Source organism: Paraburkholderia sp. D15, assembly GCF_029910215.1.
Taxonomy (GTDB): domain Bacteria; phylum Pseudomonadota; class Gammaproteobacteria; order Burkholderiales; family Burkholderiaceae; genus Paraburkholderia.
The window spans coordinates 329,906-343,290 of record NZ_CP110397.1 but is presented as its reverse complement, the minus strand read 5'-3'; the positions used below and the strand labels follow the sequence as shown (position 1 = coordinate 343,290).

The following is a 13,385-nucleotide window of genomic DNA, read 5'->3' as shown; positions in this document are numbered from 1 at the left end:
ATGACCCACACCCCTTATCGCGGCGTTTTTCCGGTTGTCCCCACCATTTTCGATGACGCGGGCCGCCTTGATCTGGACGGCCAGAAACGCGCGGTCGATTTCATGATCGATGCGGGCTCGAACGGTCTGTGCATACTCGCGAATTTTTCGGAGCAATTTGCCTTGACCGACGACGAACGTAGCGCCGTGCAGTCCGCGGTGCTCGATCACGTAGCGGGCCGCGTGCCAGTGATCGTCACGACCACGCATTTCAGCACGCAGGTCTGCGCTGAACGGAGCCGCGCCGCGCAGGATACAGGCGCCGCGATGGTGATGGTGATGCCGCCGTATCACGGCGCGACCATTCGCGTCGGCGAGCGCGGCATTCACGCGTTTTTCAGCGCCGTGTCGGACGCGATCGACATTCCGATCCTGATTCAGGACGCGCCGGTAGCAGGCACACCATTATCCGCATCGTTTCTGGCGACGATGGCGAGAGAAATCGCCAATGTGTCGTACTTCAAGATCGAGACCGCGCAAGCGGCGTCGAAACTGCGCGAGCTGATTGAACTGGGCGGCGACGCGGTGCTGGGTCCGTGGGACGGTGAAGAGGCCATCACGCTCATTCCCGATCTGGATGCAGGCGCAACGGGTGCGATGACGGGCGGGGGCTATCCCGACGGTATCCGCAAGATCGTCGATGCGTATTTTGCGGGCGACCATGAACATGCTGCCGCGCTGTATCAGCAGTGGATGCCGCTCATCATCTACGAGAACCGGCAGTGCGGCCTGAGCGCGTGCAAGGCGTTGATGAAAGAGGGCGGCGTGATCCGTTCGGATGCCGTGCGCCATCCGCTTGCGCCGTTGCACCCGGCAACGCGTGAGGGTTTGTTCAAGGTTGCGCGCAGGCTCGATCCGCTCGTGTTGCGGTGGGGACGTTGAGCATCGCGCGCTTCAACGCGACGATAAATACGTTGGACATTGTCACATTGGCCGAGCTGGTTCGATAGTGCGATCTGAGGGCAACGGTTAGATTGTCGGGATGCGCCAGTCCAGATCCCCGTACCACCGGCATCGTTACGCCGCTGCCGTGATTGCTTGTTCGGTTCGCTGGTATTTCCGCTTTCAACTCAGCCAGAAGTAGCCCCTCGAACGCAGCGTCGAAACGGCCGCCTGACAATTAAGTTCGGGCGTGCACTCCGTGTTATGTCGTCGGCGCAACGTGCGCGAAAGCCAGTACACCGAGAATTATGAGTTGGCAATTGAAGGCACAGACCGGCTGTTCGCTGCTACTCGGGCTTACGTGCATTCGCATGTAGGCCCATAAATCTTTTGAGTAAGCCGTATGTGATTCGAACCAGTGAACCGCCCCGGGAATCGTGGCGGCTGGTTGGTTTAAGTTAATGCGGGTTCAGCGGCAGCTGTTTCAAGTTGCCGATAGTAGTTTGTATATGAACGTCTCCCGTCTGAGCAAGCTCTCTTGTGCGTAGACGGACAGGATGGGTTGCAGCTGTATATCCGGCCTTGTTGCAGCTGGTTTTCTGCTGCAGGCCCCGATGAAATCCGCTGACTTGCGCCTACTTGCCTCAACGAGCCTTGAGCTCCGCAAACTACGCAGGTTTGGCAAGTCACGGTCCTACCTGATCTGTCATCACACGCAAAACGCCCGCGCAACCTTCGACGATCTATCCTATAAAAGTTGATCTTATACGCTACACCTACGGTCATGCCGCCTTGGCGCTGACGTACCCTTTGTCGAACTTGCGCTCATGCGCTAGCACAGCCCAGATCGTGCGGGCCATCTTGTTGGCCATCCGCTGCGTCGTTCTTGTTTCCAACGTTGAACGCCTTCACGAATTCCCCTGGCATCAGCTTTACCTGATGCCCCATCTCCATCAGCTTGCGTGCCCAGTAATGCGCTCCGCCGCACGCTTCCATTCCGATAAGGCAAGGAGCCCGGTTCGCGAAATGCTCGAGAAACGCAGCGCGTCTGATTGGCTTGTTCACGACCTCGCCCGTGTCCTGATTTATGTAATGCACCTGGAAAACAGTCTTTGCAATGTCGATCCCAACCGGTGTCAGATTCATCGCTAGCCTCCGCTTCGCCGTGAAGATTCATGTGATCTTGCGCTATGAGCGCGCTCACGTCGAAGGCCAGTGCCTCGCGATGCGGGAGGGAGGCGTCCATACCATTTCTCTCAGGAGTTGAAGCCTCCACAAAATCCGGGGCGGTTCAGTGCCATCTGCGTTAGTGAATATGAACAAATGGCGCGCCGGTTGCGGACGATTAAGGGAAGGCGATTGTCAGCCTGAACGACCATCCTGCGATCCGTAGTGCGTTTGTAGGTTTTCACATCGCGACTGTCGATATCAAATACACCGTCGGTGGCGGTGGCAAGGAAGCAATTCGTAAGGAAGTGATAATTTTCAGCTGGGACGAGGCCGCGCAGCCGGCAGGTCTTTTTTAACTTGGACTGGGCCGGCATGGGCCGCGATCTCACCTGACGCAGAAGCCAATGAATTTCCTCTTATCAGACGAAACGTAAGCCTGACGAACATCGGGTTTATCTATCCATGAGCCCTTCCCGCAAGCAACTCGGGGTGCGGAATAGTAAGCGCTGCTGGACTAGAAGCTCCGCGAACAAGGATTCGACTTTGCGTTTGGAGATGTAGCGCTTTTCACTCGAAATACAGCACAAAAAGACAGACGTCTGCGCAATTGAAAGGCTTTGGTCAGAATGTTGCCCGAAAACTTTCATTCTTTAGTGGTCCAATTCGCCAGCTTCATCAATAGTTTGGCAGTCGCGTTTCTAACAACAATCGCCAGCACCTTCCGCACATCGATGGACGGCCTGGTTAGCGAATGTGGAGCCCCCTAATGTTTCGTAGAACCCTCTTACCCATTCCGTTTGCAGCGGCGCTGTTCGTGCTGAGCGCATGCGGAAATAACAATGACAGTCCGGCCTCTGCGGCCCCTGCTGCCTCTGCGCCGGCAGCGGCAGTATCCGCACAGGACTCGCTGGCGACGGCGACCCCGATCAAGCACTTGGTGGTGATCTTCGGTGAGAATCGTTCGTTCGACCACTACTTTGGTACCTATCCGAACGCGCAGAATCCGGTTGGTGAGCCGGCATTTACGGCGTCTGCAAATACGCCGACTCAGATTAACAATCTGAATCAGAAGTCGCTTCTGACGAGCAACCCGAACTTCCTGAACACGGCGAACAATGCGTTTGCTGCAGGTAGCGGTATCAACCCGTTCCGCCTCGATCGCAGTCAGGCAAACACGAACGGACAGTCGCACGATTATCGCAACGAACAGCTTGCCTATGACAATGGCGCGGCTGACCTGTTTCCCAAGTACACCGGTAACAACGGTGCGAGTAGCGGTTCGACGTTCGGCACGCCGGGCCTCGTGATGGGTTACTTCGACGGCAATACGGTTACAGCGCTCTGGAACTACGCTCAGAATTTTGCAATGAGCGACAACATGTACACGGACACGTATGGTCCGTCGACGCCAGGCGCACTTGAAGTGATTTCGGGTCAAACGAACGGTGGTGTTCCCGCGAACGGTGCAGCGCAGGGCGACAACGTTATTGCCGACGGTGCCGGTGGCTTCACGGTTAATGGCGACTCGGACCCTACGGGCGATCTGTGCTCTTCGACAGCCACTAACGACAACGTGCAAATGTCGGCGGCCAACAAGAACATCGGTGACCTGCTCAACGCGAAGAACATTACGTGGGGCGGCTTCATGGGCGGCTTTAGCCTCGTTGCCACGAATCCGAACGGCACCACAGGTTGTAAGCGAAGCACGTATTCACCGGTCCTCGGCGCAACGAAAACGGACTATGTGCCGCATCACAACTGGTTCCAGTACTACCCGACGACCGCTAATCTCGCGCACACGCGCCCGACTTCTACCGCGCTTATCGGCCAAACCGATCCGCTCGATTCGACTGCTACGCCGGTTCACCATCAGTACGACGTGAACGATTTCTTCGCTGCTGTTTCCTCGGGCAACTTCCCGTCGGTTAGCTATCTGAAGGCGCCCGCAGTTGGTGACGGTCATCCGGGCAATTCGGATCCGATTGACGAACAGGCGTTTTACACCAAGGTCGTCAACTTCCTTCAGCAACAGCCTGACTGGAAGAACACTGCCGTTATCATCACGTACGACGATTCGGATGGTTGGTACGACCATGCGTATGCGACGCCGACGACTTCGTCGTTCGACGCAACCGCCGACCAACTGAACGGCGCAGGTACGTGTAACGCAACCGGCGCTACGCAGGGTGTCGGCGTGACGGCGGCCGCTGTGAACGGCCGTTGCGGTCCGGGCACGCGCGTTCCGCTTATCGTGATCTCGCCGTACGCACGTAGCAATTATGTCGACCATACGCTGATCACCCAAGCATCCGTAGTCAAGTTCATCGAGGACAACTGGCTCGGTGGTACCCGCTTGGGTGGCGGCTCGCATGACGCGACGACGGGTAGCCTCAATGCGCTGTTTGATTTTACGAATGGCGGCAGCACGCCGGTAGTCTTCCTGGATACGAATGCGGGCACCAAGCTGTCGTCCGCTCCAGCTACGAACTGAGTTCGCAGCCGACATCCAGTTTGGCTAATGCCGTACCGCAGGGGTGTTAGTTATTCGTGCGGCGCGCCATCTAGTGAAAAGGGTGTCGAAGAACGATAGTTAGTAAAGGCGTCGAGCCAGCCGGTGCGGTGGCTCGACTTCCTTATATGTAGTTCAGATTCACTAAAGCTATTGCCATGAACACTCCTTCGAATGCCACTTTGCCCTCTCAATTTCCGAGTGGAAGCGGTCCGTCGCCTGACGCTACCTCGCATTCGCTGCGAAGCCGGATTTTGTGGGTATTAGTGGCTATTGCGTTGGCATGCATCGTCGTCGTTGGCTATGCGCTGATCTACCCCGAGCGTATGCCCGCGGTGATCGGTGACAAGATCGAGGACCTGACAGGCGCTAATGCGCACCCGATCACACTCTTGCGCCCCCCGGTTGCGCCGCTGAGTGCAGCTGCAATACTAGGCAGAGACATGTTCAACGACCCGTCGTTGTCGGCGTCGGGTAAGCAGTCGTGTGCGTCGTGCCATAGCGCTGAGCATTCGTTCGGACCGCCGAACGACCTCTCAGTGCAGTTAGGTGGCCCGCAAATGAAAGACGCCGGCTATCGGCCGTCGCCGTCGCTCGCATATCTTTACCGCCAAGCGCCGTTCAGTATCGGCCCGGATCAAGGTGATACCGATGCTGCACCGGTCAGTCTCGACGTACTGGCTTCCGCCGCACAGGGCGTGCAACGTGCGCAGAAGACTGCTGGCGTTGCGCCTGCCGCGCCTGCGATGGTGCCGCAAGGTGGCTTTTTCTGGGATGGCCGCGCGAGCACTCTTCAGGACCAGGCCATCGGACCGTTGACGAATCCGGTTGAAATGGCAAATCCGAATGTGCAGGCCGTTGCAGAAAAACTACTGCACTCGAAGTATATTGGCACGATGAAGCAACTCTTCGGGCCGCGCGTGATCAGCGACCCGAACCTGCTCGTATCAGAAGCTATGTTTGCAATTGGTCGATACCAGTTCGAAGATCCGGCGTTTCATCCGTTCACGAGTAAGTACGACGCTTGGCTTGAAGGGCATGCGCGTCTTACGCAGGCTGAACTGCATGGCTTGCGTTTATTCAACGACAAGGACAAAGCGAATTGCGCGGGTTGTCATCTGAGCCGGCCTAGCTCGGACGGGCTACCCCCAGTGTTTACGGATACGCAGTACGAAGCTCTCGGCGTTCCACGCAATCATGAACTCGCGCAAAACAAAGATCCGAAGTTCTACGATATGGGCGTATGTGGCCCCTTCCGGACCGACATGCCGAAGGACACGCAATATTGCGGCATGTTTTTGACGCCGACGTTGCGTAACTCGGCAACGCGCGGGACATTCTTCCACAACGGCGTCTATCACAATCTTAAGCAGGTTATGGACTTCTACAATCTGCGCAACACTAGCCCGGGAAAAATTTATCCGCACGACGCATCGGGCAAGGTTCTTGTATATGACGACTTGCCTGAAAAGTATCATGCAAATATCGATGTCGCGGACGCTCCGTTTGATCGAAAATTTGGCGATAAACCCGCCATGACGGATCAGGACATTGATGACATCATTGCCTTCGTGAAGACACTGAATGACGGCTACGAGACCGCGCCAAAGTAATTAACGAGCATCGGTACAACAAAGAGGGGGAGTACGCCCCCTCGATCGTTTACTCAATCGAAGTTCCATTGCCAGCGCAAGCCTGTCGCATGGCGCGCAGGACTATCGGCTGCATCTTATCGTTCAATGATTCCGGGTGAGCGTCCAGATATCTATCGACGATGGTGCCGACTTGACTTGCATCCGCATGCATAGCTCCGATGCAGCGCTGCAGTTTGCTGATTTTTGCATCCGGTGCGCCAAAGGCTGGCGCATAGGAGAAGCCATCGAGCACGCCGATTACGTATGCGGTACGCAGCGATGGACTTCCTCCTTTGAAGAACTTGCCGGTGAGAAAGCCATTGTTCGCATCGGATGCCCAACTCGCGTGTGCGACGGAACAAAGTGCGACAAGTACTGCGGCAGCCATTGGTTTGTTCATCTGATGAAAATTCAAAAGGAATGAGTGCGGTATTGTGTGCTGCTATTGTGACGGTTGCAGGCCAATGCTTCGAATTCTTCCCTCACAGAGCGCATCTTGCTGACACGCAAGGTCAGTTTGTATGCAAGATAGCCGAGGGGCGGCTCGACGTGTACGTCCAGGCTTGTAAGATATGTGTGTTCGCGACAACGACGCACGTTGCCCGGTGAGCACGATGCGACGAAGCGAACGTCACCTCAGCAGGAAAAAACAGAATGAGTGGGCGTATTGTGCTTTTTGAAAAGCACCTTGAATCTGCGGAAGTTCTTTGGACCAATGCGGTTCGCTACGGATTTCATCCGGAGCTTGCGGTCAGCCTGGATGCTGTAGTCACAATGTTGGCGTATGACCCCTTGCCCGCTGCGTTGATAATGGCAAGCAGCAAGACGGCCCTCGGACATAAGTCGTTTCTGAAAGCGCTTCGATCATCGGTGCGTACGCGGCATCTTCCGGTGATCGTCATTGCTCCAGCGGCCGACGAAGATCACTGTATCGACACACTCGCGGCTGGTGCCGACGACTATGTCACAACTCCATTTTCTCCCATCGAACTCTACGCACGCGTCAAAGCAATTTTGCGTCCGCGTCTCGTCTCGCCGCCCGAGACGATTGTTGTATTCGATGGGCTTACGCTGGACCCCAATACGCGCACTCTTTTTGTGATGGATGCTGGCGAGCGCGTGGACCTATATATGTGCCCGACCGGATTCAAATTATTTCGGCTGCTGATAAAACATGCCGGTCAGGTATTGTCGCGCGAGACTATCCTGAAGAGCGTCTGGGGGGAAGATGGCACGGTTTCACCGCGCTTAGTAGATGTTCACGTCTACAAAATACGGGAGGTATTGCGCGAAGCTCGACGTTCCTGCCTCATAGAGACGGTGCCCAAGGTAGGATATCGTATCGATATACCGAAGGTGTCGGCTTAAGGGCGATGCAAAGTTGCTTTGATATATGATCTTTGCAAATCGCAAGGCCTTTGATTGATGCGGTGACCATTAACCGCAAGGCGGTGCCGCTCACGTTGGGGATTGGCGCACAATCCGGATTACGCGCCCTTGGCCGCCCCTCAACATCAAGAACCAACTATACGATCGCCGCCATTTGCTCGGATCCTCACGCGGCAGGAATCACTTGCGATCAAAAGTAATTCCATTCACAAATCTAATTGTTCCGCTGCAATACCGAACGCGGCAGCGACGCTTGCTCGCGTGCGCTCACTTAGCCGCTTTTTTCGCTCGAGAAATGCGTAGCCTGGCCTACTGATGCCTATGCGGGCGGCAACTTCAGCCTGCTTCAGTCCAAGATGCTGGCGCCATGCTTTCGCCGGCGTTATGCCACCCGCAACCGCGTTCCTTATATTCTGCGGAATTGACGGGCTCTCTGTGAAATGGACTGAAACGTCGTCTACAACATAGTCTCTATCGGGACAAGCGCGGCCTCGCCATGTGAGGTCCTGTTCGCTACATACCTGCCCGTCCACTTGCCAGAAAACCCCATCCCAAAACCGCAATCTGGTCTGCGATCCAATCAACCAGTGGCTCTCGTAGAGCCCCTTGCGCACAGGCTTCGATGAAGGTGGGAACCATGGTGTTTTATCGTTGGCTTGTCTATCGCTCATCTGCCGGTCCTCCGTTTCTGGGCGTTGGAAGTGCGTTGGAAGGTATTGTGCCAAACGGTGACTCCGCACCCGTGATCGACGGCACGATTGTTGATATCCAAACATTGCGCAAATGCGCCGGCGTTTCTGCGGGCTGCGCTGATTTTATGCCAGCATGGGGCAGGGGGAGCGTCAAGGTATGTCGCGCGCAGTTGTAAATTTATACAGCAACGCAGTTAGGAACTGATAGACCTCGTTGTAGGGTTGCTCTGTTGATTTGCACGGAATCCCCATCTGGACGTCCCCGCTGAGCAGTTGGTTTCCGTAACCGCGTTCACGGCTGCTGGCATTGAGGCGCGCAAGGAATTGGTGGCTGAAGCGAAGCAGCAGTCTGGCGGGACAGGCAGCGCAGGTACATAGGCACGGATCAGAACGATGGATGCACGTCCTGAGTCATCCGGGCTGATCACTACTCCTGTGCATCGGGCAGATCGGGCCGGAGTTCCGCCTCGATCTGATCGATTGATGGCAGACCGCTTTCCAGCGATTCAGGCACATCGCGCAAAAGCTGATATTCGGCTACGCCCATCGGGTTGGTCACGCCGCGCAGCGCATATTCCGCCACGAGCCGGTTCTTTTCCTTGCACAGCAGCAGGCCGATGGTCGGCTGGTCTTCGGCCGACTTGACCTGGGCATCGATTGCGGACAGGTAGAAGTTCAGTTGCCCCGCGTATTCGGGCTTGAACGGCGTCGTTTTCAGTTCGACGACGACATAGCAGCGTAGCTTCAGATGGTAAAAGAGCAGGTTGACGAAAAACTCCTCGCCGCCGACGTCCAGCCGGTACTGACGCCCCACGAACGCAAAGCCGGCGCCCAGTTCGAGCAGGAAGCGGGTGATGTGCTGGGTGAGCGCGCGCTCGACGTCGCGCTCCTGGGCATTCTCGGTCAGGCCGAGGAAATCGAAGATATAAGGGTCCTTGAGGGCGTCGCGAGCGAGATCGGACTGCGGTGGCGGCAACCGGTCGGCGAAATTCGTCACAGCGTTGCCGCCACGCGCATGGGCGGCTGTCTCGATCTGCATGGTCAGCACGCTGCGCGACCAGCCGTGCTCGAGCGACTTTTCCGCGTACCAGAGCCGCTGCGAGGTGTCGTCAAGCTTGTCGAGCAGCGTCACAATATGCGACCACGGTAATTGTGCAACGGGTTGTTGCACAAATTCCGGCTGCGGAAACGCTTGCGCGAGGGCGCGCATGTACTTGAGGTTGCGCGGCGAAAACCCGCGCATGTCGGGAAATGCTGCATTGAGATCGCGCGCGAGCTGGTCGACGACGCCCGCACCCCACCCTTGTTTCTGTTGCCGGTCGAGAATGTCGCAACCAATCTGCCAGTACAGCGCGACCGGCTCACGGTTTGCGCTGGCCATGGCGCGCTGCCGCGCGCGCTCGACCCGCTGCTTGAGCCCGGCGAACCATTGACGATAGTCTTCAGCCCACGCGGGCGTGCCCAGATCTATGGTCGTGCGTTTCGTTGGCAGGCACCGGCTGTCGCGCCCGAAAGGAAATTATCCCGGGAGAGCCGGCAGTCGACAAGCGCGGCCTAGGCCAGAGTCGTCTTGATTATAGCATCGCACCCTCATTAATGTCTCCGCCAAGTTCAAATGTCGTGGTCTGCGCTAAATTGAAATGTCGTGTTTTGCTGTACCTATTCTTGTGTTTTTGGGGTGGGGCGGCGCAGCCGCCCCCCGTTGCCGCCTTGTTTTTGTACCGACCTGACAGACAGCTTCATTGATGTCGGCAAGCTCAATGGCCCGCTGCTTCTTCAGCCCGATGAGCGCTTTCTTCGCCCGCACCGCTTCACCAATGTGCGTGCGTGAGGGTGAACCGGCTGCACGCCGATCGTCACGCATCGCCTGCACGCAACGGGCTACCTCCAGCACACTCGCGAGCCGCTTGTTATCGACTTCCGCCCCCTGGTCAATGTTTGTGATCCGGTCATACTCGCGATACGGCAGGACACGCCCATCGGCCTGCACCTCGATGCTGCCATCCGGATACTCGACGACTTCCACGTATTCATGGATCAGGCGACGATTGGCCAGCGTGTCCTCCAGCAGGTACATCACGCGGTCGTACTGCACGGTGAGCGAATGCGTGACCTTGCGCGCCACGCGATAGGCGAGGATCTGCCTCAGGTCCTCGTCATCACGCACCGGCCGATGCGCGTTATGGTCGCTCTTCGGGGGCTTGCCGAATCGCCGGTTGAAGTCCGCGATGAAGGAGGGCACATACGCATTGGCCAGCTCCCGCGAACTGATGCCGCGCAGCCTCAACTCTTTTACCAGACGGTCCTGCAGCGTCAGGTTGGCCCGCTCGACACGCCCCTTGGCCTGGCTCGTGTTCGCACAGAAAGTCTCGATGTTGAGCTCGTACAGTGCGCGGCCGAACTGCGTGACGCCTTTGCCCGCGGTCTCCGAGCGACCCTTCACATAAAAGACGCTGGCCTTGTCGCTGTAGAACGCGACCGGCTTGCCGTGTGTACCCAGATACTTATGCAATGCCTCGAAATAGCTGAAGGTCGACTCGGTCGCCGTGAAGTGCAGGGTCATCAGCCGACCCGTTGCATCGTCGATGAACACCAGCAGCGTGCAGGCCGGCGCCCGGTCCTCGAACCAGCGGTGGTCGCTGCCATCGATCTGGATCAGTTCACCCTGGCACGCGCGGCGGTTGCGCGGCTGGTACACCTTGGGCGGCCGGTCCCTGCGGGGAATCCACAGACCAGCAGCAATCATCAGCGCGCGCACCGTCTCGACCGACAGACCGATGCCGTGACATTCCCGCAGCTTCTCACACGCAAGTGTCGGCCCGAAATCCGCGTAGCGCTCGCGAATGATGGCCAGCGCGCGTCGCGCCACGCCATCGGATAACTGATGGTTGCCCGGGCGCCCACGTCTGCCAGACACCAGTCCGGCCACACCTGCGGCCTGGTAGCGCTGCACCAGCCGCTCGACCTGACGCACGCTCAACGCCAGCCGGTCCGCCGCCTGGCCGGGCTTCAGACGCCGCTCGCAAACGGCCTGTACCACCTTCAACCGGTCCAGCTCGGTCATCGACATGGTGATCGTCCCAGTTGCGTTCATGGCCAGCGCCCCTCAAGCAAAGCTGGCCACCAGCCTGAACCCGCAAACACGACATTTCAATTTAGCGGAAACACGACATCTGAACTTTGGACTAACAATTAAAAATACGATAAAAACCATTATGTCAAATGATCTCGCTACCCTCGGTTCTACGTTTCTTACAATTCGTATCGCATTTTGCAGATTTGTAATGTTTACGTTAGATTGCGCGCCCTTCAGACTTCACGGGGTTCCCAGGTGTTCGCAAAGCAACGACATGGCGGCCTGCATGAGTTTCTGGCGTTGACTGGCGGTCTTTCCATCGCCGAAGTCGCCCGAAAACTGCGCTGCTGCTCGCGAACCATCCGCAACTACATCGCCGGCCGCTCGCCGATCCCCTGGCACCGCATTGAACTGCTTCGGCTGCTGGCACGCGAGGCCACGTCACCCCAAGCTCAATCTCAGGCTACTCCCGCGCATCCGGCCGCAGCAGACGATTGATCCGTCATCGCCAACATCGAGCCCGACCCCGCAGCGCCTGATGTCTTGCCCGCTGAACTGCTCGCCTGGGTCGGTGTGCACGCCTCGCACTATCTTTCCAGCCAGCGGAGTTTCGCGCTGTACGTGCGCGGCTGGAACGTCGTCGACAAGATACGCCGGTCAAAACGCGAAGGTAAATTCCCGGACGTTCTGGCGCGCTGGCGTGCGCTTGTCGTCGAGCTGCCCCGAATGTGGCGCGCGGGCGCGCTGGTCGCGTCCGCCGGACCACCGGCCTACCACCACCGCCCTTGACCGACGCGCTGACCCAGATAGTCAGTCAGCGCGATCGGCTGGAAAACAGGGGATCTGGACCTTGAAGACGGTTCCGTCCGTGTTCGATTCCGCAGTGATTGTTCCTGCATGAGCCTCGGCAATGCAGCGACAAATGAAAAGACCGAGCCCAAGGCCAGACGGTTTGCTCCCTTGCTCGCGCTCCAGACTCACACGGGTTAAGGGATTGAAAATGGTCGGAAGCGCCTGCTCCGGTATCGGGTCGCCGCCATTCCAAACGGCAACAGTCACCTTATCGGTGACGCTGCCATCTGCATGCAGAATCACGTCCGCCGAACCGTGCTGGACGGCATTGGTCAGCAGGTTGACGAATAGCTGCCCTATCCTTGCACCATCCCACACGCCGCTGAGTTCGCCTTTGAGTTGCAGCCGGATACTTGCGTCTGGATGCGAGGCGCGCACCTCTTCGAGCGCCCCTTCACAGATGCGTCCCATATCCTGCTGCGTCAGCTCCACGGGAAGCGCGGAGCCGAGGCGCGCGCGCGCAAAGATAAAGAGGTCATCAACCAGCCGTTTCGCCCTGATGGCGCTGGCTAGCGCAATGGTGATCGCCCGAAGACTCGTAGACGAGAGTTTCTTGTCGAGCTGAACCGCCTGTATCGAGTTCAGTATCGCGCCGACCGGAGAGCGCAGATCATGAGCAAGCACGCCGGCAAACAGATCCCGGATGCGTTCGGAGCGCTGCGAGTGCCGTCGCACCGACTCCGCAACCATCTGATCGACCGCTTCGTTGAAACGGATCATCTCGTGAAAGCTTGCGGCGTCGATGAGGCATTCCGCCTGCCATCTCCGTAGGACGCTGGCCCGTAGCGCCCGAAACTCAGCCACAACGTCATTGACATCAAAGCCGTGGGCCAGACGGTCGTCTGCGTGCTGGCGTCCAACGTAATTAAACGCTGAATTGGGGGACGGCCGGTCGCCATGCGACTTTTCAACCGCCTGCCGGGCGGTCTGAAGTTCGCGCATATCTGCCGCGATGCCCGTCAACAGGTTGCGCGCCGAATTGCGGAGCTGTTCGTCTGTAAGCTGGCTTTCTGCGGGACTGAGTGCCCGCGCGTAAGCGGTCCAGTCATCAATTAGTGCCTCAAGATGCGAGTCGATAAAGTCTGACAGGGTCATCGAATCCTCGTTGCGAAGGCAGACAGGGTGCGGCGCGAGCGTTCGTG

Annotated in this window: 11 protein-coding genes and 3 pseudogenes; 8 read left to right on the top strand and 6 right to left on the bottom strand. The window is 57.7% G+C overall.

The features are described from left to right. Positions 1-921 (top strand): dihydrodipicolinate synthase family protein, encoded by a 921-nt coding sequence (locus LFL96_RS36150; protein ID WP_281004013.1) that lies wholly within the window; start codon positions 1-3, stop codon positions 919-921. Between the two features lie 100 nt (positions 922-1,021). Then, positions 1,022-1,114, top strand: a pseudogene (locus tag LFL96_RS36145) (IS6 family transposase); the annotation flags it as partial. 677 nt (positions 1,115-1,791) lie between these two features. Here the strand turns inward: LFL96_RS36145 and LFL96_RS36140 are convergent. Next, a pseudogene (locus LFL96_RS36140) lies at positions 1,792-2,067 on the bottom strand (IS110 family transposase); the annotation flags it as partial. Positions 2,068-2,232: 165 nt separating this feature from the next. Between LFL96_RS36140 and LFL96_RS37110 the strand changes: the two are divergent. The 3 genes and pseudogenes from LFL96_RS37110 to LFL96_RS36125 form a co-directional block, all read left to right on the top strand. Then, positions 2,233-2,447 (top strand): annotated as a pseudogene (locus LFL96_RS37110) (DNA adenine methylase); the annotation flags it as partial. A gap of 410 nt (positions 2,448-2,857) precedes the next feature. Beyond that, positions 2,858-4,582 (top strand): alkaline phosphatase family protein, encoded by a 1,725-nt coding sequence (locus tag LFL96_RS36130; protein ID WP_281004011.1) that lies wholly within the window; start codon positions 2,858-2,860, stop codon positions 4,580-4,582. Positions 4,583-4,758: 176 nt separating this feature from the next. Continuing rightward, a complete protein-coding gene (locus tag LFL96_RS36125) occupies positions 4,759-6,213 on the top strand; it encodes a cytochrome c peroxidase (protein WP_281004010.1) in 1,455 nt (484 codons plus the stop codon). Between the two features lie 49 nt (positions 6,214-6,262). Here the strand turns inward: LFL96_RS36125 and LFL96_RS36120 are convergent, their stop codons facing one another. Then, complete coding sequence (locus LFL96_RS36120) at positions 6,263-6,634, bottom strand: hypothetical protein (protein WP_281004009.1); 372 nt, start codon at positions 6,632-6,634, stop codon at positions 6,263-6,265. 254 nt (positions 6,635-6,888) lie between these two features. Between LFL96_RS36120 and LFL96_RS36115 the strand changes: the two genes are divergently transcribed. Beyond that, positions 6,889-7,602 carry a winged helix-turn-helix domain-containing protein gene (locus LFL96_RS36115; RefSeq protein WP_281004008.1) on the top strand — a complete coding sequence of 238 codons (714 nt, stop codon included), beginning with the start codon at positions 6,889-6,891 and terminating at the stop codon, positions 7,600-7,602. A 227-nt stretch (positions 7,603-7,829) separates the two neighbouring features. On the opposite strand, the gene LFL96_RS36110 is transcribed toward LFL96_RS36115, so the two are convergent. The 3 genes from LFL96_RS36110 to LFL96_RS36100 form a co-directional block, all read right to left on the bottom strand. Continuing rightward, positions 7,830-8,294, bottom strand: a complete 465-nt coding sequence (locus LFL96_RS36110) for a helix-turn-helix transcriptional regulator (protein ID WP_281004007.1) — start codon at positions 8,292-8,294, stop codon at positions 7,830-7,832. Positions 8,295-8,742: 448 nt separating this feature from the next. Continuing rightward, a complete protein-coding gene (locus LFL96_RS36105) occupies positions 8,743-9,780 on the bottom strand; it encodes a PDDEXK nuclease domain-containing protein (protein WP_281004367.1) in 1,038 nt (345 codons plus the stop codon). Positions 9,781-9,945: 165 nt separating this feature from the next. Then, positions 9,946-11,409 carry an ISNCY family transposase gene (locus tag LFL96_RS36100; RefSeq protein ID WP_281000477.1) on the bottom strand — a complete coding sequence of 488 codons (1,464 nt, stop codon included), beginning with the start codon at positions 11,407-11,409 and terminating at the stop codon, positions 9,946-9,948. Positions 11,410-11,646: 237 nt separating this feature from the next. On the opposite strand from LFL96_RS36100, the gene LFL96_RS36095 reads away from it, so the two are divergent. Then, positions 11,647-11,889 (top strand): helix-turn-helix transcriptional regulator, encoded by a 243-nt coding sequence (locus tag LFL96_RS36095; protein ID WP_281004006.1) that lies wholly within the window; start codon positions 11,647-11,649, stop codon positions 11,887-11,889. Between the two features lie 45 nt (positions 11,890-11,934). Then, on the top strand, positions 11,935-12,180 hold the full coding sequence (locus LFL96_RS36090) for a hypothetical protein (RefSeq protein ID WP_281004005.1): 246 nt from the start codon (positions 11,935-11,937) through the stop codon (positions 12,178-12,180). Between the two features lie 21 nt (positions 12,181-12,201). Here LFL96_RS36090 and LFL96_RS36085 read toward each other — a convergent pair whose 3' ends face one another. Continuing rightward, positions 12,202-13,338: a sensor histidine kinase gene (locus tag LFL96_RS36085; RefSeq protein WP_281004004.1), complete on the bottom strand. Its 1,137-nt coding sequence runs from the start codon at positions 13,336-13,338 to the stop codon at positions 12,202-12,204. Positions 13,339-13,385 lie beyond the last annotated feature (47 nt).